This window comes from Caulobacter soli, assembly GCF_011045195.1.
Taxonomy (GTDB): domain Bacteria; phylum Pseudomonadota; class Alphaproteobacteria; order Caulobacterales; family Caulobacteraceae; genus Caulobacter; species Caulobacter soli.
The window spans coordinates 1386294-1406100 of sequence record NZ_CP049199.1 but is presented as its reverse complement, the minus strand read 5'-3'; the positions used below and the strand labels follow the sequence as shown (position 1 = coordinate 1406100).

23 protein-coding genes are annotated in these 19807 nt (G+C 66.5%); 6 read left to right on the top strand and 17 right to left on the bottom strand.

The annotated features are described in order from the left end of the window. Nucleotides 1-244: 244 nt before the first annotated feature. The 6 genes from G3M62_RS06905 to G3M62_RS06880 form a co-directional block, all read right to left on the bottom strand. A complete protein-coding gene (locus tag G3M62_RS06905; RefSeq protein WP_165185758.1) occupies nt 245-745 on the bottom strand; it encodes a RidA family protein in 501 nt (166 codons plus the stop codon). An 80-nt stretch (nt 746-825) separates the two neighbouring features. Beyond that, the gene (locus G3M62_RS06900) at nt 826-1218 is read right to left on the bottom strand and encodes a c-type cytochrome (protein ID WP_165185757.1); all 393 of its coding nucleotides are present in this window, start codon (nt 1216-1218) and stop codon (nt 826-828) included. A gap of 41 nt (nt 1219-1259) precedes the next feature. Then, nucleotides 1260-2864 (bottom strand): flavin monoamine oxidase family protein, encoded by a 1605-nt coding sequence (locus G3M62_RS06895; RefSeq protein ID WP_165185755.1) that lies wholly within the window; start codon nt 2862-2864, stop codon nt 1260-1262. A 302-nt stretch (nt 2865-3166) separates the two neighbouring features. Further along, nucleotides 3167-5728 carry a TonB-dependent receptor plug domain-containing protein gene (locus tag G3M62_RS06890; protein WP_165185754.1) on the bottom strand — a complete coding sequence of 854 codons (2562 nt, stop codon included), beginning with the start codon at nt 5726-5728 and terminating at the stop codon, nt 3167-3169. 400 nt (nt 5729-6128) lie between these two features. Beyond that, nucleotides 6129-7811 carry an alkaline phosphatase PhoY gene (gene phoY / locus G3M62_RS06885; protein WP_246263506.1) on the bottom strand — a complete coding sequence of 561 codons (1683 nt, stop codon included), beginning with the start codon at nt 7809-7811 and terminating at the stop codon, nt 6129-6131. Nucleotides 7812-7868: 57 nt separating this feature from the next. Continuing rightward, on the bottom strand, nt 7869-8231 hold the full coding sequence (locus G3M62_RS06880; protein WP_165185752.1) for a VOC family protein: 363 nt from the start codon (nt 8229-8231) through the stop codon (nt 7869-7871). A 135-nt stretch (nt 8232-8366) separates the two neighbouring features. Between G3M62_RS06880 and G3M62_RS06875 the strand changes: the two genes are divergently transcribed. Further along, nucleotides 8367-8840, top strand: coding sequence for an Lrp/AsnC family transcriptional regulator (locus G3M62_RS06875; RefSeq protein ID WP_165185751.1), 474 nt, complete (start codon nt 8367-8369; stop codon nt 8838-8840). A gap of 148 nt (nt 8841-8988) precedes the next feature. Here the strand turns inward: G3M62_RS06875 and G3M62_RS06870 are convergent, their stop codons facing one another. Together G3M62_RS06870 and G3M62_RS06865 are read right to left on the bottom strand one after the other, a co-directional pair. Beyond that, the gene (locus G3M62_RS06870; RefSeq protein ID WP_165185749.1) at nt 8989-10536 is read right to left on the bottom strand and encodes a glycine betaine ABC transporter substrate-binding protein; all 1548 of its coding nucleotides are present in this window, start codon (nt 10534-10536) and stop codon (nt 8989-8991) included. After that, nucleotides 10529-11293, bottom strand: a complete 765-nt coding sequence (locus tag G3M62_RS06865; RefSeq protein ID WP_165185747.1) for an ATP-binding cassette domain-containing protein — start codon at nt 11291-11293, stop codon at nt 10529-10531. The genes G3M62_RS06870 and G3M62_RS06865 overlap by 8 nt, the downstream gene beginning before the upstream one ends. 149 nt (nt 11294-11442) lie before the next feature. Between G3M62_RS06865 and G3M62_RS06860 the strand changes: the two genes are divergently transcribed. Then, nucleotides 11443-11697, top strand: a complete 255-nt coding sequence (locus G3M62_RS06860; RefSeq protein WP_165185741.1) for a hypothetical protein — start codon at nt 11443-11445, stop codon at nt 11695-11697. A 640-nt stretch (nt 11698-12337) separates the two neighbouring features. On the opposite strand, the gene G3M62_RS06855 is transcribed toward G3M62_RS06860, so the two are convergent. Further along, nucleotides 12338-13249, bottom strand: a complete 912-nt coding sequence (locus tag G3M62_RS06855) for a DUF6602 domain-containing protein (protein ID WP_165185740.1) — start codon at nt 13247-13249, stop codon at nt 12338-12340. Between the two features lie 285 nt (nt 13250-13534). On the opposite strand from G3M62_RS06855, the gene G3M62_RS06850 reads away from it, so the two are divergent. Further along, nucleotides 13535-13864, top strand: coding sequence for a hypothetical protein (locus tag G3M62_RS06850; RefSeq protein ID WP_165185738.1), 330 nt, complete (start codon nt 13535-13537; stop codon nt 13862-13864). 32 nt (nt 13865-13896) lie between these two features. Here G3M62_RS06850 and G3M62_RS06845 read toward each other — a convergent pair whose 3' ends face one another. From G3M62_RS06845 to flgB, 4 genes are read right to left on the bottom strand one after another with little or no spacing between them, the layout of a single operon-like run. Next, complete coding sequence (locus G3M62_RS06845; RefSeq protein ID WP_165185737.1) at nt 13897-14598, bottom strand: immunity protein Imm33 domain-containing protein; 702 nt, start codon at nt 14596-14598, stop codon at nt 13897-13899. Nucleotides 14599-14643: 45 nt separating this feature from the next. Beyond that, on the bottom strand, nt 14644-14952 hold the full coding sequence (gene fliE, locus G3M62_RS06840) for a flagellar hook-basal body complex protein FliE (protein ID WP_165185735.1): 309 nt from the start codon (nt 14950-14952) through the stop codon (nt 14644-14646). Nucleotides 14953-14964: 12 nt separating this feature from the next. Further along, nucleotides 14965-15384 (bottom strand): flagellar basal body rod protein FlgC, encoded by a 420-nt coding sequence (flgC, locus tag G3M62_RS06835; protein WP_165185734.1) that lies wholly within the window; start codon nt 15382-15384, stop codon nt 14965-14967. Nucleotides 15385-15396: 12 nt separating this feature from the next. Next, the gene (gene flgB / locus G3M62_RS06830) at nt 15397-15846 is read right to left on the bottom strand and encodes a flagellar basal body rod protein FlgB (protein ID WP_165185732.1); all 450 of its coding nucleotides are present in this window, start codon (nt 15844-15846) and stop codon (nt 15397-15399) included. Between the two features lie 130 nt (nt 15847-15976). On the opposite strand from flgB, the gene G3M62_RS06825 reads away from it, so the two are divergent. From G3M62_RS06825 to G3M62_RS06815, 3 genes are read left to right on the top strand one after another with little or no spacing between them, the layout of a single operon-like run. After that, on the top strand, nt 15977-16300 hold the full coding sequence (locus tag G3M62_RS06825) for a flagellar biosynthetic protein FliO (RefSeq protein ID WP_165191224.1): 324 nt from the start codon (nt 15977-15979) through the stop codon (nt 16298-16300). Then, nucleotides 16297-17100, top strand: coding sequence for a flagellar type III secretion system pore protein FliP (fliP, locus tag G3M62_RS06820; protein WP_165191223.1), 804 nt, complete (start codon nt 16297-16299; stop codon nt 17098-17100). The genes G3M62_RS06825 and fliP overlap by 4 nt, the downstream gene beginning before the upstream one ends. Before the next feature lie 12 nt (nt 17101-17112). Continuing rightward, a complete protein-coding gene (locus G3M62_RS06815) occupies nt 17113-18024 on the top strand; it encodes a ribokinase (RefSeq protein WP_165185731.1) in 912 nt (303 codons plus the stop codon). A gap of 132 nt (nt 18025-18156) precedes the next feature. Here the strand turns inward: G3M62_RS06815 and G3M62_RS06810 are convergent, their stop codons facing one another. The 4 genes from G3M62_RS06810 to mopJ all read right to left on the bottom strand — a co-directional run bounded on the left by G3M62_RS06810 (nt 18157) and on the right by mopJ (nt 19780). Continuing rightward, nucleotides 18157-18441, bottom strand: coding sequence for a DUF5985 family protein (locus tag G3M62_RS06810; protein ID WP_165185729.1), 285 nt, complete (start codon nt 18439-18441; stop codon nt 18157-18159). Beyond that, on the bottom strand, nt 18438-18707 hold the full coding sequence (locus G3M62_RS06805; RefSeq protein WP_165185728.1) for a DUF5985 family protein: 270 nt from the start codon (nt 18705-18707) through the stop codon (nt 18438-18440). The genes G3M62_RS06810 and G3M62_RS06805 overlap by 4 nt, the downstream gene beginning before the upstream one ends. Then, nucleotides 18704-19078, bottom strand: coding sequence for a hypothetical protein (locus G3M62_RS06800; protein WP_165185726.1), 375 nt, complete (start codon nt 19076-19078; stop codon nt 18704-18706). Before G3M62_RS06800 ends, G3M62_RS06805 begins: the two co-directional genes overlap by 4 nt. Before the next feature lie 195 nt (nt 19079-19273). Beyond that, nucleotides 19274-19780: a motility/cell cycle regulatory protein MopJ gene (gene mopJ / locus G3M62_RS06795; RefSeq protein ID WP_165191222.1), complete on the bottom strand. Its 507-nt coding sequence runs from the start codon at nt 19778-19780 to the stop codon at nt 19274-19276. Nucleotides 19781-19807 lie beyond the last annotated feature (27 nt).

The window sequence follows — 19807 nt, the reverse complement described above, 5'->3', positions numbered from 1 at the left end:
AACTGACGGTGACTCGCACCATCGCCCGCCATGGTTAACAGCCAGTTAGGGAGAATTAACAGAGGGCAGTTTCGCGCGTGGCGAAAGGTCGCCGGAAGAGAGCCTCTTCCCCCTGCGGGGGAAGACGATTGCGAAGCGATCCGTAGGGGGCAAGTGGGTCATAGAACGCTGTGGCTCACCCACTTGCCCCCACCTGGCGGCTTCGCCGCCTGTCCGCCCCCATAGGGGGCGGAGGACGTTGCTTTTACTTCGGCTTGCGCGCCGCCTGGACTTCGATCTCGACCAGCATGCCCGGTTGGACCAGCGAGGTGATCTGGCTGGTGATGCGCGAGGGCTTGTTGGGCTGTTCGGCGGTGCCGAAGAAGGTCTTGTAGCTTTCCATCATGCCGGCGAAGTCCATCTTGCCGCCCTTGGCCGGGTCGCCGACCAGCAGCACGCGCATCATCACCACGTCGCCCATGGTCGCGCCCTGGGTCTTGAGCGCTTCCTCGATGCGCTTCAGCACGCCCAGGGTCTGGGTCTTGGTGTCGCCGAAGGTGGCGGTCAGGGCCGGGTCGCCCTTGGGGTCGAGCGGCGGCGGAGTCATGCCGCTGACATAGATGGTGTCGTAGCCGGCCGGCACGGTCACCACGCTGGCGATCGGCGAGGCCGGCGCGCCGCCCCGGACGATCTGGGCGTTGGCGGCCGTGCCCCCAAAGGCCAGCGAGCTGGCGAGAGCGGCGGCGGCGAGGATCAGGCGCTTCATGGTCGTCTCCTGTTGAAAGATCAAAACCGTTCTTCTTCACCGCTCATCCCGACATTCGCCGGGATTAGCGGATGTTATCGCTAGTGCGCCTGCAAACTCGCGGGCTTCTTGCCGGCCTTCAGCTTGGCGCGGGCGGCGGCCACGTCGGAGGCGCTGACGGGCTTGCCCTTGTTGCCCCACGAGGTGCGGACATAGGTCAGCACCGAGGCCAGCTCCAGATCGCTGAGGTCGTCCTTGAACGACGGCATGCCGGCCCGGCCCGCCAGGACGGTGGCCATCACCGGGGCGGAGTCGCCCTGCACGAAGGGGTCGCCGGCCAAGGCCGGGAACGCCCCCTTCACGCCCTTGCCCGTCGTCTGGTGACAGGCCGAGCAATTGTCGTTGAACAGCGCCGACGGCGTGGCGGCGAAGGCCGTGGCCGAGACGGCGGACGCGGCCAGCAAGCCGCTAAAGAAGGCGATCGTACGACTCATGGATACTCCCCGAGAAAGCTCGAACCAGGCATAGCGCGACTTCACGCCTTGATCACCCGCGCGTGGAGCTTGCCGATCTGCTGCCAGGCCGACTCGATCGCGCCCGCCTGCCAGCCGCCCAGATAGGTCAGGTGCTCGCCGGCCAGGTAGATGCGGCCGTCGGGCTCGCACAGCACCGGATAGGCGGCCTTGCGCCCCTCCTCGCCCCACTCGGCCCAGCCGCCCAGATTGAACTCGGCCAGGTGCCAGCTGAACGAGAAGGCGTTCTCGAAGTTCTCGGCGTATTCGGGGAACACCTTCTGGCCGGCGGCCACGGCGAAGGCCGCGCGCTCGGCCGGCGGCTTGGCGCTGATCTTGGCCGCCTCGCCGCCGAACGCGTAGTAGCCCAGCAGCACGCCCTTCTGGCTCTGCCAGCCGGTGGACGGCAGGGTGATCGTGCCGATGCCGGGCATGTCGTTGTAGATGTGGCCGCCGTAGATGTAGTGGTTCTCTTCCCAGAACCGGGTCTTCATCTGCAGGCCGATCTTGTTGACCGGCGCGTAGGCCACGCCCGACATCGCCGCCTTGAACGGCTTGGAGAAGTCGGCGTCGACGTTCTTGAGCACGCTGAGCGGGATGGTGCAGACGCAGTAGTCGGCGGTGATCGTATCCTGCTCGCCGAACTTGTCGGTGTAGGTAACGGTGACGCCCTTGGGGCCCTGCTTGATCTTCTCGACCACGCACGAGTAGCGGATCATCGAGCCGACGTGCTTTTCAAAGCCCTTGGCGATCTGGTCCATGCCGCCGATCGGCTGCAGCATGGTGCGCTGCTGCTCATAGCCGGCCACCGAGCTCAGCACCCGCCAGGCCTTGGAGTGCAGCACGTCCGACAGGCTGTAAGGCGTCGAAGGCTTGCCCGGGCCGGGGTCGACGCCCGCGCCGGGGTGCACGTCGAAGCCGCGGCCTTCGGTGCCCGTATAGGCCAGATCGGTCGGCGACAGGCGGCCTTCGTTGATCATGTAGGCCACGAACAGGTCGCGATCGGCCTGGGTCAGCGGCGCGTCGAGCTGGCCCTTCGAGGCGGCCTTGGCGATCATCTCGGCGGCGTAGCCGCGCGCGTCGGCCGCGATCTGGCCCTTGCGGATCGGCTTGCCGGCCAGCGGCCCGTCGCCCTTCTCGAAATAGACATAGGCCGCGTCGTTGTCGTTGACGAAGCTCTCCAGCTGCACGCCGAATAGCTTGGTGTAGTGCAGGGTCGAGCGGTGGTGATACGGAATCCGCCACGGGCCGTGGTTGATGTACAGCCCCTCGTCGAACTCGCAGGTCTGGCTGTTGCCGTTCAGGTCGGTGTGCTGGAAGCCCTTGCGCGCCGTCTGGCAGCGGCCGCCGGCGAACGCCCGGGCCTCGATGATCTGGACGCTGTAGCCGGCCTTGGTCAGTTCGTACGCGGCGGTCATGCCGGCAAGGCCCGCGCCCAGCACCACGATCTTGGTCCCCTTGGCGTCGCCTTCCAGCTTGGGCGGCGCGGCCTGGGCCGACGCGAAACCAAAGCCCAGGGCGTCCATGCCAGCCATGGCCAGAGACACCCCGCCGAAGGCCGCCAGGCCTTCGAAAAACCGCCGCCGCGTCAGTACGCCACCCGACACCGCCGTCGATTGATCACCCATACCGTCCCCGATTTTTCTTGTCGCGAAGGCCGCCTGCGAACCAGGCGATCGCCTCGGATATGTCAGACCACGCGCTTTGAACAACAATGCGAAAAACTCGTACGCCTTATGAGAAAGCCCCCCGGCGCCACGCCCTTGGGCGCCCATGGCGAGGCTTGTGCGGAGAGCGTGCGACGTAAAATTTCACCCCAAAAATCGCGATCGAACCAACGGAAAACCGATCCGCCCAAACGCGTTGACGCAAACGCAGAAAAGCCGGGCGCGAGGCCCGGCTTTTCCTTGGTCTTGAAGGGTTTGGCCGATCAGAAGGTGTAGGTGATCTTGCCGTAGTAGTAGCCGCCGTTGATGCCGAAGGGCGAGAACGACGGGAACTGGGTGACGAAGCCGTTGCTGTTGTTCTTCAGGTAGTGCTCGCGCAACAGGCCGTTGATCCGGTTGGGGTAGCGGTTGAGCAGGTTGTTGGCCCCGACCGACACCTTCACGCTGTCCAGAACCTGATAGCCCACGTCCAGGTCGGTGATCAGCGCGGTCTTGATGGTGGTCTTCATCAGCGCCGACGAACCGCTGTCGGTGCTCAGGTTCGAAGACTTGCCGTAGACGCTTTCCTTCAGGTTCAGGGTGAACTTGCCCAGCGTCCAGTACCCGCCCGCGATGATCTTGTACTTGGGCGAGGTGTCTTCCAGGTTGGCGATCGCGATGGCGTCGAACAGCGTCAGCGTCGGGTCCAGGCCCGGCGGGTTGGCGGCGATCTTGGTCACCTCGGTCTTGTTGTAGCTGGCGCTCAACGACCAATCGACCCGACCCCAGTCGCCGAAGTCGCTGTAGTAGGTGCCGACGAAATCGACGCCCGTGGTCTTGGTGTCGAGACCGTTGACGAACATGTTGGCGCCGACGCTGTAGGTGGCGTTGGTGCGGATCGAGGGATCCACATTGACGCCGTTCGCCGCCAGGGCCGCGATCACCGCCGGCGAGACGATGCCGTTGGTCACCTTCGTACCGCCGACCGTCACCACGTTCTCGCCGTACAGCGTGCCCGAGCTGACGATGCGGTTCTTGATTTTGATCTCGTAGGCGTCGAGCGTCATCGTCAGCTTCGGGGCCAGGTGGGTGACCAGGCCGATGCTGAAGTTGTCGGACTTCTCGGGCTTGAGGCCGTTGATGCCCAGCAGGCTCGCGCCCGGCGAGTTCGGCGGCAGCTGGCCGCTGATCGAGCTGGGCGAGACGTTGATGCCCGAATAATACGACTCCGCCAGGGTCGGGGCCCGGAAGCCGGTGCTGACCGTGCCGCGCAGGGCGATGGCCGGCGAGAAGTCGTAGCGCGCGGTCAGCTTGGCGACGGTGGTGTCGCCAAAGTCGCTGAAGTCCTCGTAGCGGACGGCCGCGTCCAGCTTCAACGGCTCGATGGGGCTCACGGCCAGGTCGGCGTAGACCGCCTTGTTGTTGCGCTTGTGCTTGCCGGCGTTGACCGGGGCGAAGCCGAAGTACGATTGCGAACCGCCGCCGTAGTAGGTGGCCAGCTCGCCCGCCGTGATCTCGTACGTCTCCTTGCGGTACTCGCCGCCCGCCGCGAAGGTCAGCGGACCGGCCAGGCCGACGTCGAAGTCGTGGCTGACGTCGAGGGTGTTGCTCCACTGGGTGTTGACGAAGCCGCCCGCGTGGATGTCGACGGGCGAATAGCCCTTGGTCGTCAGCGTGGAGCTATCGGCGTAGAGCGAGGCGTTGGCCGTATCCAGGACGTTGACCGAGTCGTCGTCCTTTCCGTAGGTCGAGCTCAGGTCCCAGTTCCAGGCGTTGGTCACACCGCTGATCCCGCCGGTGACGGCGTAGTCGGTCTCGGTGATCGACTCCTTGGGATCGAAGCCCAGGGGGAACGGGATGTCGGTCGCGCCCTTGCCCTTGACGACGTTGGGCAGGCGATAGTTCTCGTGCGCGGCGCTCCACTTCCGGCCGATGGTGCCGAAGCTGTAGATCTCGATGTCGGGCGTGACCTCGTAGCCGGCGTTGTAGGCCAGCACCGTCTGGCGGTACTGGGCGTCGCCCGCGATGCGGTTCACATAGGGCCAGTTCGGCGCGCCCTTGACCTGCGGATAGCTCTTGGCCGGGCTGTTGGTGGCGCCGGCGTTGTAGACCGAATCCACCACGCGCGGGTCGTAGTCGCCGCGGAAGCTGTAGCCGTGGTACTTGGTCTCGCCGGTCAGGTTCAGGTACGACTTTTCGGTCGGGGCGATGCCGATGTTGGCGGTGAAGTCGCCGGTGGTGCCGCCGCCGTCGATATAGCCGCCGCCGTTGATGATCACTTCACCGCCGGACGTGGCCTTCTTCTGGATGATGTTGATGACGCCGGCGATGGCGTCGGTGCCGTACTGGGCGGCGGCGCCTTCCAGCAGCACTTCGATGTGGTCGACCGAGGCCAGCGGGATGAAGTTGAGGTCGGCGGCCGCGCCGCCCTGATAGGCTCCGCCCAGAACGGCCAGGTTGGCCGTGCCGTGACGGCGCTTGCCGTTCAGCAGGACCAGGGTGTGGTTGGGGCTGATGCCGCGCAGCTTGGCCGACAGGGTCAGGGCCGCGGTGTCGCCGCCGAAGGCCTGGGCGTTGAACGACGGCACGTTCTGGGCCAGGGCCTGGATCATGTCCGGCTGGCCGGTTTTCTTGAGAATGTCAGCGCCCAGCACGGTGATCGGCGCGGGGCTGTCGACGGCTTTCATGCCGGTGGTGCGCGTGCCGGTGACGATGACGGCTTCGAGTTCGGCGACGTCCGGCGAAGGCTCCGGCGCCTCGGCCGCATAAGCATTGGCGGCAAACGCAAAAGCGATGCTGGCGGTAGAAACCCCTGCGAACAGGATGTTCCGCGAACGATTATTCATAATACCCCCTCGTGCGCTATCTAAGCGCGATTGTTTTCTCCTCTTCGGCGTTTCCCGGGTAAGCGTGTTCTTGTTGTACAACGCGAATACAGACGCAACTCACGGCCATGGCCGCGATTGAAACAGTTCGTCAGACCTGAAATTTCTGCAAGCGCCGCGACCGTCACCAGATCGTAACGGAGCCCTTGAAGGCCTCCGGCGCCCCTTTGCACGGCGCCCGCCATGATTTTTGTGCAGCGCGATGATCACGATTGGGGCGCCTTTATGGCGCTGGAGCCGGCTCGGCGCTCTCAGGGATTTGCCCGACCGTCCCAGGCGCGCGCTCCACCGACCGCGCACGGGCGCTCACGGCCAGGCCGAGAATCGACCGATCTGGCCATCGCGCGTCAGGCTCTAGCGTTCAGCAGACCGGTCCGGCCCCGAGCGGCAGGCACCGCCCGTCGACGTCGGCCGGGACCGGCACGCCGGTCACCGCCGCGAGGGTCGGGGCGATGTCGACCGTCTCGATCGGCAGCACCCGCTCACGCGCCGGACCGCCCTTCCACCAGAACAGGATCGGCACCCGGCGATCGTAGTTCCAGGGGCTGCCATGGCTGGCCACGTAGCTGGGACCCGGCGAGGCCGGGGTCTGGTAGGGCTGGAAGGCCACAAGGATGTCGCCGACCCGGCCGGGATAGGCGCTGCGGCGCATGCGTTCGGCGACGCTGATCTCGTCGGGCGGCGTTCCCTTGGGCGGCGGGGCGGCGGTGACCAGGCTGTTGGCGTCATAGGCCGCGAACACCTCGGGCCGCTTGGCCAGGATCGCCAAGGCCGCGGCGGTGATCCGGGCATGGTCGCCGACGCTCGGCGTCTTGCCGTCGGCCCCGACGACATAGAGCGACTCGACGCCGCCGGCCTGGACCAGCGGGTCATAGGCCAAGGCCAGTTGCGCGCGGACGGCGGCGTTCAGGTCCTTCAGCCACTGGGCCGGCGGCACGCGGCCGGCGTCGTAGCCCTGCTGGGCCAGGCGCTCGGGGAAGTCGGAGCCGCCATGGTCGGCGGCCAGCACGACCAGCACCTGGCCCTTGACCTTGTCCAGGCTGTCGAGGAACACGCCCAGCCGGTCGTCCAGCCGCAGCAGGTGGTCGCACATCTCCGGCCCCTTGGTGCCGTAGCGGTGGCCGATGAAGTCGGTGGCCGACAGGCTGATGGTCAGCACGTCGGTCGCCCCGCCGTCGCCCAGCTTGAATTCCTCGCGCAGGGCCTGGGCGGCGTCCAGGGTCACGCGGTCGGTGTAGGGGCTGATCGACAGATCGTTGGTGACGCCCGCCGCATCGGTGGGAACAGGCCGAGGCAGGGCCGCCCGCCAGGCCCGGCCGCCGGTGACGTAGTCGCCCTCCAGCGCCGCGCAGCGCTTGTCGGCATAGGTCCAGGTGAAGGGCTTCTTCTTCTGGTCGGCCACCACCCTGGCGTTGAACGCCGCCACCGGCGCCAGCCTGGCCTTGGCGTCCTGGCCGGGCTCGACCCAGGTGGTCATGCCGAACCGCGTCTCCAGCCAGAACACGCCGTCGGCCTTGTGCCCGGCCATGTTGATCGCCCCGCGATCCTTGCCCGACACGGCGTAGACCCGGCTCTGGGGCGAGACGGCCTTCAGCCAGTCGCCATAGGTTTGCGCCTTCAGCAGCTTGGGGCTGACCAGGCGACCGCCGCCGGACGGGTCGTTGGCCAGAGTCACCGAGGGATCGGCCAGGCAATAGGTCTTCTGGCCGGTCGCCAGGTCGTAGAAGTCGTTGGCGACGATGCCGGTCTTGTTCGGATATTTGCCGGTCAGCAGGGTGGAGTGGCCGGGGCAGGTCTCGGTCATGCCGTGCGACTGGTAGCCGCTGGGATAGACCGTCCCCTGCCGCGCCAGTCGGCCCAGGCCGCCGTGGAAGTCGGCGCGATACTGCTCGAACAGGCTGGCGCTGAACTGGTCGATCGAGATCACCACCACCAGCTTGGGCTTGGGCGTCTCGATGGGCGCGGCCAGGGCGGGAGCGAGCGGGGCCGAAAGGGTGGCGGCGGTCAACGCCGCGAGCGCGACGGTTTTGGGCAAGCTGAACATGGGGATCCAACAAGCATCGTCACAAAACCGTCGCAAGCCAGAACTGACCAATCGACGTTAGACGGGAACGTGGCTGACGAATTCGATCAACCGGCCATCCGGATCGTGGGCGAAACCGGCATAGTAGTGCGGATGGATCTGCGGCAGCACCGCCGGGGGGCGCTCCTGCGTCCCACCGTGTTCGCCGGAGCGGCCATAGGCGCGGTCGACGGCGGCGCGGTCGGCGGCCACGAAGGCGTAGTGCACGTCGGCCGAGGGGGCGCCCTCGACGATCCAGAAGTCGAGCCGGCCGCCGTTCGAGCCGAAGCCCTTCTTGGGACCGTCCACCACCAGGCGATAGCCGGTCGGCTCCAGGACCTGGCGATAGAAGGCCACGCAGTCGTCGAGGCGGCGGGTGCGGATTTCCAGGTGATCGAGCAAGGGAGCGGCCTTTCAAAGGGGAGGAAACGACGCCGTGACGTGTAGCCGCGCCAGCCCGGCGTTTGGCGGCGAAGACGGCCCGCGAAACGCGGAAATTCGGCGTTTCCGCGTGTGGATTTGGCGTAGGCTTGACCCATGAAACTCGACCGCTTCGATCGCCAGTTGCTGAACCTCGTCCAGGAGGACGCGGGCCGCACCTCCGAGGATCTGGCCCAGCGGGTGGCCCTGTCGCCCTCGGCCGTCCAGCGCCGTCTGCGCAAGCTGCGGGAGGCCGGGGTCATCGTCCGCCAGACCGCCATCCTCGAACCCCGCAAGGTGGGGCGGCCGACCTTCTTCATCGTCTCGCTGGAGGTCGAACGCGACCGGCCCGAACTGCTGAACCATCTGCGCGCCTGGCTGGCCGGCCAGGAGCACGTGCAGCAGGCCTTCTACGTCACCGGCGAGGCCGACTTCATCCTGGTGGTCACCGCGCCCGACACCGAGACCTACGACGCCCTGATGGCTCGCCTGACCATCGAGAACCCCAACGTGCGCAAGTTCACCACCAATGTGGCGCTGGGCGTGGTCAAGCGCGGGCTGACGATCCCGGTTTCGCTGGACGAGGACTAGGGGCTCCAAAATCCGCTCATCCCGGCGAATGCCGGGACCCAGATGGAATGGCGGTGGGCCTGACGCCAACAGTGCTGAGCTTTTCCGACCAATCACACCGTTTTGGGATCTGGGTCCCGGCATTCGCCGGGATGAGCGGATAAAAAGGCTAGCGTTTCAGCCCTGTCTCCAACGCCCTCGCCGCCTCGCTCGGCGAAACCTTGCCCGTATCGCGGTCGACCGCGAAGTTGGCCTTCTGCATGGCCTCCACCGTGATCGCCCCGTCCAGCCCGGCCAGCGCGTCGCGCAGCTTGCGGTCGTCCGCCCGACCCGGCGCGATCAGCAGCACCGCGTCATAGGGCGGCAGCGCGCCCTTGGGGTCGCCCAGCACCACCAGGTCGTCGGCGGCGATGCGGCCGTCGCTGGAGAAGGCCGAGATCACGTCGGCCTCGCCCGAGCCCAGGGCGCGGTACATGAACGTCGGCTGGAACTGACGCTTGGCCTTGAAGCGCAGGCCGTAGGTCGTCTCGACGCTGGCCCATTCGGGGCGCGAGAAGAACTCCAGGTCGCCGCCCATGGTCAGCTGCGGAGCCTTGGCGGCGAGATCGGCCAGGGTGCGGATCCCCAGGGCCTGGGCGCGGTCGCGGCGCATGGCCAGGGCGTAGGCGTTCTCGAAGCCCAGGGGCGACAGCAGCACCACGCCGTCGCGGCGCTTCAGCTCGGCGCGCAGACCGTCGAGAACGGCGGCGCGACCGGGGTTGTCCTTGCGGCCCAGGACGTTGGCCCACAGGGTGCCGGAATAGTCGACATAGGCGTCGATCTCGCCGGCCGCCAAGGCGCGGTAGGCGACCGCCGAGCCCAGGTTGATCTTGCGGGTGACCTGCGCCCCCCGCCCCTCCAGCCGGTCGGCCATCACCTCGGCCAGGATGTACTGTTCGGAGAAGTTCTTGGCCCCGATCACGTAACGGATCGGATGCGGCGCCAGGTCCGCCGCCAGCGGCGCGACGGCGACCGCCAGGCCCACGGCCAGCCCGGCCAGGCCCGCGCCCCACAGTCGCCGGTCCCGCCGCTCGGTCCCGCGCTCGATCAGGCCCAGCAGTTGATCGACCACCAGCGCCAGCAAGGCCGAGGCGACGCAGCCGGTCAGGACCATCGCCCAGTTCTCGGTCTGCAGGCCCGAGAAGATGTAGTCGCCCAGCGAGGTCTGGCCGACGGGGGTCGACAGGGTCGCCGCCCCGATGGTCCACACCGCCGCCGTGCGCACCCCGGCCATGATCACCGGCGCCGCCAGGGGCAGCTCCACCCGCCACAGCCGCTGGCGGTCGGTCATGCCCACGCCCCGCGCCGCCTCGACCACCGCCGGGTCGACGCCCGTCAGGCCGGCCACGGTGTTCCGCAGGATCGGCAGCATCGAATAGAGGGTCAGGGCCAGCAGCGACGGCAGGAAGCCCAGGGCCGAGAAGCCGTGACCGAACGCCCCCTTGGCCAGGTTCGAGAGCAACAGCAGCAGCGGATAGAACAGGGCCAGCAGGGCCAGGCTGGGGATGGTCTGCACCAGCCCGGCCAGGGCCAGGGCCGGCCAGCGCAGGCGCGGACTGCGGGCGGCCAGCACGCCCAGCGGCAAGGCGATCAGCAGGCCGAGCACCAGGGCCGCCGCCGACAGGGTGACGTGCCAGGCCAGGCGCTCGGGCAATAGGGACAACAGGCCGTTATTCACCGGCGATCTCCCGCATGCGAACGGCCTGGCGACGCGGGGCCTGCATCAGGGCCTCGACGGCCGGGTCGGGATGGCCGGCCAGCAGCGATCGGGGCGTGTCGTCGGCGATCACCCTTCCCTGGCTCATCACCACGATGCGGTCGGCCAGCAGCACGGCCTCGGCGATGTCGTGGGTGACCATCACGGTGGTCAGGCGCAGTTGGTCGTGAAGGCGGCGCACGTCGTCGGCCAGGGCCACGCGGGTCACCGAGTCCAGCGCTCCGAACGGCTCGTCCATCAGCAGGATCGATGGCTTGGCCGCCAGGGCCCGCGCCACGCCCACCCGCTGGCGCTGGCCGCCGGACAGGGCGGCGGGACGACGCGTCGCCACCGCCGGCGGCAAGGCCACCAAGTCGAGCAGTTCGGCGGTCCGCGCGGCGATCATGGCCGGCTCCCAACCCAGTAGAGTCGGGCCGATGCCGATGTTCTCGGCCACGGTCAGGTGCGGAAACAGGCCCACCTCCTGGAACACGTAGCCGATCCGCCGGCGCAGGGTCGGGCCGTCCAGGTCGGCGGTCGACGCCCCGTCGATCAGCACCCGACCTCCGTCGGGCGCGACCAGGCCGTTGATGGTCTTGAGCAGGGTGGTCTTGCCCGCCCCCGATCCGCCGACCAGGGCCACGAACTGGCCCTGAGCGATGGAGAGACTGGTGGGCTGGAGAACCACCTGGCCGTCATAGGCCTTGCGCACCTGGTCCAGAACGATGGCGTCGGTCATGCGGCTCCGGAAGGCCAAGGGGAACAGGGACGTGCTGTCGCAGGGGCGTCCTGTCACAGTCAGTCAGAACGCGCGGCGTGGGAAGCCTAATGCTTCAGCTGATTCCCGGCGCGTTCGACGCGACGGGAGACGGCTCACGGAGACCGATCATGACCTTCGCCCACAACACGCTCACTCTCGGCCGCCCCTTCGAAGCCCGCGTCCCGCTCGCCCAGAAGCGCGCCCTCGCCCGCCTGCGCTGGGCCGTGGTGGCCATGGTGCTGCTGAACACCGTGGTCTGGGGCGGCATGATCGCCACGGCGCGCGGCATGATCGACGTCCACCAGATGGTCGACCAGGCCTGGGCCTGGGGCGCGGCCTGGGTCGCGACGCTGCCCACGCTGAGCATCACGATCACGCGCTGAAACGCCTTTTCTTAAGGACATGGCCTAGCCGCCTCACGCGGCGGGCCGCTGAAGTTCGGGGAGGGCTGCGGAGCGCCGGGCCAGGCCCGGAAGCTGTTTGAAGAAATACCGTTTCGACCAGGACCGACGCTCCGCGCGATCGTTATCCGGGAGCGCCCGGCGATCGGCCCTGTTCGGACCTCGCCAGTCTTAGCCCCCGACGGGCGGACCGGGCTCGCGTGGCCCGGTCCCGGAACGCCTGCGTCACCGCAAACCTGTCGCCTCGCCGGCCCTCATCCAACGCCGTATCTGTGTTCCAGGCCCGGCCGGCACCAGATGGATGAGGTTGGCGGCTCCTCTCGGAACCACCGCCGACGAGCACGCCCGCTCGACCGCACCCCAAGGCCGCGAAGGTCGCAGGCCTTAGCGCCCTCCCCATCGCCTTGTGGTGCGGTGATTATGCCGTGGGCGCGAGAGGGGGAGGATAAGGGAACTTTCGGTGTTGTTTTTGCGGGAGAAAAACCCCGGGAGCGACGGGCGTTAGTTTGTACCTATAGCGCCAGCCACCATCCCTATTCTGCACGCAGGTCTCTAAGCGACCCTTAGCAACGCTGGATGCCATCGGTTAACGCTGAGATATTCATTCAAGATGGTCGCCAGATCACCACGTTTTAGCGGATGATAGATCAGACTTCAGCGTAAGCGGAAAATCCTTTGCTATTTGCTGCGTAAACGGCGCAATGCCGCCTTCGCCATCGTGTGCAAAGAGATTCAAGTAATCGGCGATTGCCGCGTAGAGCCACAAGAGTGCGCGACCTTCCGGATAAGATTCATCATTTGATGAAAATATTCCCCAAGGCCCAGCGAAACCGTATTGATGAAATTGAAGAGATGGAAATTTGAAATCCTGACTATAGCGCGTAATGATGACCCCTTTATCTAATATTATAAGATAATCTGGAGGGTTATTCACAGAATTATAAGCCGAACGAAAGGTCACAGGGGATGTTTTCCCGGTCGAGCCGATAACAAGAACTGACAACGGCCCACCAGCGAGGTCAGGTTTCGAGATTGCTGCAACCTTGTCGCCAACGGTGATCACCGCGCTTGGCGCGACCGCGCGCCCTCGCCGCCCAGCGGCCTGGAGGGCGGCCGCACCGAGCTTCTGCATGGCCTTAATGGCGGTAAGCGTTTTCGATAGCTGTCCGAGGCTAGATTTTATCGCCCCTGCTGAATTCTTAATTTCGACAACTACAACACCGCTCGGATAGGGAACGTAGACCGCACCTTCGGAACGCATGACTTCATGCGCCTGATCGCCGTCAATGACGATAGCATCGATCTGAGGCGTGCAAGTCGATTGGGCGTCGAATAGGTAACCAGCTTGAACTTGAAACCGTGGCGGCACACGACTCCCCAAGAAGTCCCGAAACTCGGCCTCAAGCCTGGCGCCAGCCTCTCGAAGGTTGTTGGTCTTGTGTAGAATGTCGCCCTGACTGACCGCATTGATCAAACGCTTGCGCTCGGCTTCGAAAAGGCCAGGCAAATCGATTTTGCCAACTTTGTTAGCCATAGAAAATTACCCCTAGGCGACCATAATCATAGAGCGTTCCAAGTGATTAGACGGGAACGTTACAAGAAGTTTTCCCTAGCTTCGTTAAGAATTTCCCTCACTTTACTTTGCAAAAAATGGAGAAATTTCCGCCTAAATCGCCCTAAAAAATTCTACACCTGAAATATACCCGAACTGCCACCACCCTACGAAAGACTCTCCCTCAAGTCGCCACTCATCGACGCGATCAGGGCAAGACTCGCCATCGGGATGGTCTGAACGTGCTCGCCGCGCTAAACCCCTTGCATGGCGCGAACCAAGCAAACTCCTGAATTTGAGATCGAAGTCGGTGGAGAACCGTTCGTCTGGCGGCTTCATCGCCAGCCGGGCTGGTCCAGCGACGGCAACGAGCGGCACGGCATGGCGATCGCCGCCCGTCACAAGGAAGCCCAGCGCGAAGCGGTGATGGAGTTTCCGCCCGGCCCGCAGCCCCGCTACGGCGCGCCGCAGCTGAAGCCTTCGCAGATCGCCCCGGAACTGGTGGCCAAGGCCATCGCCTCGGCCATGGCGGCGGGATGGGACCCGCTGTCGCGCGGCAAGACGGTCGCCATCGTCGTGGACGCCAGCGGCGCGTGAGGCGTCGGGCTTTATAGCGGCGGCGCGGATGATCAGCCTTCGGGCCTATCCTCTTCCCGAACGAAAAGGTCCGTCTCGAAGTCGCGGATGAACGCAGAGCCAACCGGTTCATGCAACAGGTGCAGCCAGCTATCGTCCTTGTTCAGGACAACGCCGATGGCCACGTAGTCGACTTCGCGCGCGTCGATCTCATCGTCAGTGAGGCCTCGCCAGTCACCGCGCACTCGCCAACCGCTATCCGGAAACTTGTCGTCTTCCTGATCTAGGTCAGGCGTCTCGCGATAGACGTAGGATACCGCGACGCCTTCTTCGATCACACAGCGATCGACCATGCAGCGGTCCCATATCTGCCTTTGCGGCGCGACAAACATCGCGCCCTTGGCCGCGTCGCCCCACTCGATATCGATCACATGATGGGCTTGAAAAGCGATACGGGCGCCGGCCCTCAGTTGCGGCATGTCGTACGGATCGTTGTCCAACACGCCGACCAGGCCATCCGGCGACACCTCGGTCACCTTCACCCACATCCGCTCCGCGTCCCACTTGCGGCCAGGTGGGTCGCTGCGGAACATCAGCTTGACCAGTTCGCCAGGTGTTAAGGCTTGCCCCTCGGCCTCGGATGGCAGGGGGAACGTGTAGGGGGCCGCGAGCGCGATAGGGCGCGGATCATCGAGGCTGTAGCGGCCCCAAAGCCGTCGGTGCAAATCATAGAACCGATCAAGAAGGATGCGCATGGTGGGTTTGCTAGCAAGCTCGCCAGACTCCGCCTAGCCGCGCCGCTAGATCGGCATCCGCATGATTTCCTGGTAGGCCGAGATCACCTGGTCGCGCACGGCCATCACCGTGTCGAGGCTGGCCTCGGCCGAGGAGATGGCGGTGACGACGTCGATCAGTTCGGCCTTGCCGGACGCCTGCTGAGCCATCTTGGTTTCGGCCGCGCGGGTCTGGTGCAGGGTGTCGGTCATGGCCGACCGCACCATCGCGCCGAAGTCCATGCCCTTCTTGGCCTCGCCGACTCCGCCCAGCGAAGGCGTCGCCATCGAACCCTGGGCGGCATAGGCCTTGGCGGCCGCGAGCGCGGTGATCATCGCCTAGGTCCCTTACTTGCGCAGGATGTCGAGCGTGCGCGATTCCATGGCGCGCGACGTCTCGATGACGTTCATGTTAGCTTCGTAGGCGCGTTGCGCCTCCTTCATGTCCAGCGCCTCGACCAGGGTGTCGACGTTCGGCAGCTTGACGTAGCCCTTGGCGTCGGCGGCCGGGTTGCCGGGATCGTATTCGGTGCGGAAGTCGCTGCGGTCGGGATCGACCTTGGCCATCGACACCCCCTCGCCGCCGGCCACCTGGGTCGGCTTGAACACCGGCACCTGGCGGCGATAGGGGTCGCCGCCGGCCGTGCGGGCGGTGGAGTTGGCGTTGGCGATGTTCTCGGCGATCACCCGCATGCGGCCCTGCTGGGCCTTCAGGGCGCTGGCGGCGATGGCCATGGTGGCCATGGACTGGGAGCGGATCTCGGTCATCTAGACTACTCCTTAGCCGCCGGGCCGGCGCGTGGACGTCTTCAGCAGCGCCATGGACTTCTGGTAGAAGCCGACCGCCGCGTCGTAGTTCATGCGCGCGTCGGTCATCTTCAGCATCTGGTCCTCGAGGGTCACCGAATTGCCGTCCAGCGTGGTCTCGCTGTCGGCCTGTTCGGGCGAGCGCCACGGGCTGATCGTCTTGGCCGGCGCCATGTGGGCGGCGCTGGTGGCCATCATCTGCACGCCGTTGGTCGCCGTCGGCGACACCACGCCGCCGCGATAGGGCTGGCCCTCGGACTGCTGGTCCAGCGTCGCCTTGAAGCTGTAGGCCTTCAGGTCGCGCGGCTGGTACTCGGGCGTGTCGGCGTTGGCCACGTTCTGGGCGATGACCTTCTGCCGCTGGGACAGATAGCCCATGCGGCTCTTGAGCATCGCAAAGAGGGGAATGTCATCGGGACCCATGTCGCTCATGGTGAAGAAACAGGGTTAATTGGGCATTAAGAACCCTGCTGCACATCAGGGGTGCGGCTCCGCGTCGCGCCCTGCGCTATTCTCCTTCGCGACTCATCTTCGCTCCTTTCGACTAGGCGCCATGGACATCTTCGAACTGATCCGCGCCGTCGCCGCCCTGGCCGTCACCCTGGGCCTGGTCGGGCTGGCCGGGGTGGCCCTGCGCAAGTTCGGGCCCGACGCCCTGGCGCGCATCACCACCCTGCGCAGGGACCGCCGCCTGCAGGTGGTCGAGACCCTGGTCCTGGACCCCACCCGCCGCCTGGTGCTGTTCACCCTGGACGGCGAGGAGCGCCTGCTGATGCTCGGCGAGGGCCAACTGCTGGACTGGGGTCCGAAGAGGCCCAAGAAGGCCCCCGCCCCGCCCAAAGCCTCGCCGAAGTCTTCTGGGGAGATCGTGGTCTGATGCGCCGTTTGATCAAGCTCGTCACGGGCGCCGACCCCAAGGACCTTCGCCAGGCCGCGATCATCTCGGTGCTGGCCGGACTGATCACCGTGCTCGGCCCCGCCGTGGCCACGGCCCAGTCGGCGATCAATGTCGACCTGGGCACCGGCGCGGGCCTGTCCGAGCGCGTCGTGCAGATGGTGGGCCTGCTGACCGTGCTAAGCCTGGCGCCGTCGATCGTGGTCATGACCACCTCGTTCGTGCGAATCGTGGTGGTGCTGGGCCTGCTGCGCACCGCCATCGGCATCCAGCAGAGCCCGCCCAACCCGGTGCTCATCAGCCTGGCGCTGTTCCTGACCGCCATCGTCATGGGCCCGACCTTCGAGAAGTCGTATGCCGATGGCGTCAAGCCGCTGCTGGACAAGCAGATCGAGATGCCCGAGGCGTTCGACGCCGCCACCGCCCCGGTCAAGGTGTTCATGCTGCGCCAGGTCGACCAGGACGACCTGGCCCTGTTCATCCGCCTGTCGAAGATCGAAAAGCCCAAGACCGCCGTCGACACGCCGCTGAAGGTGGTGACGCCGGCCTTCATGATCTCGGAGCTGAAGCGCGCCTTCGAGATCGGCTTCCTGCTGTTCATCCCGTTCCTGGTCATCGACCTGGTGGTCGCCAGCGTGCTGATGAGCATGGGTATGATGATGTTGCCGCCCGCGACGGTCAGCCTGCCGTTCAAGCTGATCTTCTTCGTGCTAGTGGACGGCTGGCGACTCGTCGCCGGCAGTCTGGTCGAAAGCTTCCAGCGTGGGTCTGGGGGCGGGTAAAGAAGAAGAGTCATGGGCGTTTTCGTACTGGGGTCGATCAATCTGGACGCCGTGGCGCGGGTCGACGACCTGCCGCGGCCGGGCGAGACCGTGGCCGGCATCTCGCTGGAGCTGTTTCCCGGCGGCAAGGGCGCCAACCAGGCGGTCGCCGCCGCCCGCTTCGGCGCGCCCACCCGCCTGATGGGCGCGGTCGGCAAGGAGGACAGCGGCCCCAGCCTGAAGGCCAAGCTGGCCGGCTATGGCGTGCAGGTCTCCGACGTCAGCGAGCTGCCGTCGATCCCGACGGGCCAAGCCCATGTCTGGGTGTCGTCCAGCGGCGAGAACATGATCGTCGTCACCAGCGGCGCCAACGCCACCCTGACGCCCCAGCACGTGGCCGTCACGGCGCTGGAGGGCCAGCGCGTGCTGCTGTGCCAGCTGGAGACCCCCGCCCCGGCCATCGAGGCCCTGTTCCGGGCCGGCGTCGCCAAGGGCGCCCTGCGGATTCTGAACGCCGCCCCCGCCCTGCCCCAGGGCGCGGCGCTGTTCCCGCTGACCGACATCCTGATCCTCAACCAGACCGAACTGGCCACCTACGCCCGGCTCGACCATGAGCCGACGCGGCTGGAAGAGGTTTCGCGCGTTTCGCGCAAGCTGATGAGCCGTCCGGACCAGACAGTGATCGTCACCCTCGGCTCGGCCGGCGTGGCCACCGTGCGCCGCGACGAGGCGTTCCTGGTCGAGGGCCGCAAGGTCAAGGCGGTCGACACCACGGGGGCCGGCGACTGCTTCTGCGGCGCCCTGGCCGCGTGCCTCGCCGCCGGCATGGACCTGCGCGAGGCCGTCGAACACGCCAACGCCGCCGCGGCGCTCTCGGTCCAGAAGGCCGGCGCCGCGCCGTCCATGCCCAGCCGGCGCGAGGTGGAGGCGTTCCTGGCGGGGTGAGTCTCTAGAGCGCGTCGAGGCGCGCGCTCAAGTTCCCCGTCTCCCCGGCGAAGGCCGGGGCCCAGATGAAACCCACGAGACGCTCAGGATGAATCTGGGTCCCGGCCTTCGCCGGGATGAGCGGATTGTTTTCTACCGCTCGCCTCGCCGCAGGTTCTTGGCCAGCACCGCCACGATGATCAGCACGAAGGCGGCCAGGCGCAGCAGGTAGAGGCCGCTGCGCTCCTCGTGCGGCGCGCCCAGCAGCACCGGCAGGGCGCTGCCCAGGGCCAGCAGGCCAAAGGCCCCCGAGAAGGCCAGGAACAGGCCGTCGCGCGTGCGGCTCCAGAACTTCAGGAAAAACAGGCCGGCGATCAGGAAGCCCATGGCCAGGGCGCCGGCGATCAGGCCCTCGACCGGGGTGATCGGGAAGCTCATTCGTCCACCTCCCAGATGAAGCCGTACAGCAGCGTGGCGATGGCCAGGCCGGCGGTGGCCTGGCGATAGGGCAGCAGGTTCACCTGGGTGATGAAGATCACCAGGTCGGCCACCAGCAGCAGGTTGTTCAGCGCCAGGAAGCCGAAGCTGATCGCGGTCCATAGCAAGAGGCGCGAACGGCTGCGCAGCCAGGCCCGGGTCAGCAGCCCGGCGCAGGTCATGCTGGCCAGCATGCAGAGGATGTAGACGACCGTGGGCCCGCTCATCGGTCGCCCCCCTTGAACTTGAAGGCGTCGGCCAGCGATTGCAGCCGCTCGGTCGGGGCCGAGATCCAGCGGATCACCGTGACGGGCTTCTTGGCGTAGGCCGCTTCCAGGTCGTCGCAGACCTTGGCCAGGGCTGGGGCGGCCGGCTGATAGCGAAAGCAGCCACGGTCATCCGCGATCACCAGCTCCGCCGCCTCCAGCGCCGCCAGGTTGTCGGTCACCAGGCTGTGGCTGGCGCGCAGGTCGCCCACCAGATCCTCGATCGACCAGCAGCGCTCGGGATCGTGCTTGAGCCGCAGCAGCAGCTCCAGCGCCCAGACCGAACGCACGTGCTCGCGGATGAACTGAAAGACGTCGCGATCGGCGGTCACCCCGGCCCTTCCCCCAGATTCCCCTAGGCGGCGGACAATAGGCGGTGAAGAGGTGAGAGCAAGCTGAGCCATGGAGAACTTCTCCTCCCCCTGTGGGGGAGGTGTCGGCGCAGCCGACGGAGGGGGAAGTTGGCTGAGGTGGTCCGCTCCCCCCACCAGCGCCTTCGCGCCGCCTCCCCCACGGGGGGAGGTTCTCTAGGCGGCGCGGATGCCGCTGTGCTGGTCGCCGACCTGCGAGCCGACCACGGCGTCGTAGCCCAGGATCATGTCGACGTCCTTGCCGTTGCTGGCCAGGGGCAGACGCAGCCACAGGATCGACATGTGCGGCGAGCCCTTCCAGGCCAGGCTGTGAACGCCCACGCCCGGGCGGCGCTCGGTGACGACCTTGCCCAGCTCGTTGCGCCAGTAGTCGACGGCGGCGGTGTTGTAGACGTCTTCCAGGGTGCGGCCGGTGATCTCGCGGCCATAGACCGAATAGAGGCCGGTGCCGGCCAGGCGCAGGCGGTAATCGATCGCGCCGTCCAGGTCGCGCCGGACGTCGATCAGGCTGACGGTCGGCAGCATCCGCTTGATGCCCGAAGGATGCAGGTCGACGCGCGACGGGAGGCTCGCCCCCCGGCGGAGGGACGCCCAGTAGGCGAACATCTCCTGGTGAGCGCGGGCCGCCGTGGCCGATGCGCTCAGCTGCGCGTTCATCTTCAGATTCCTTAACAAGCCGTTGGAATCACG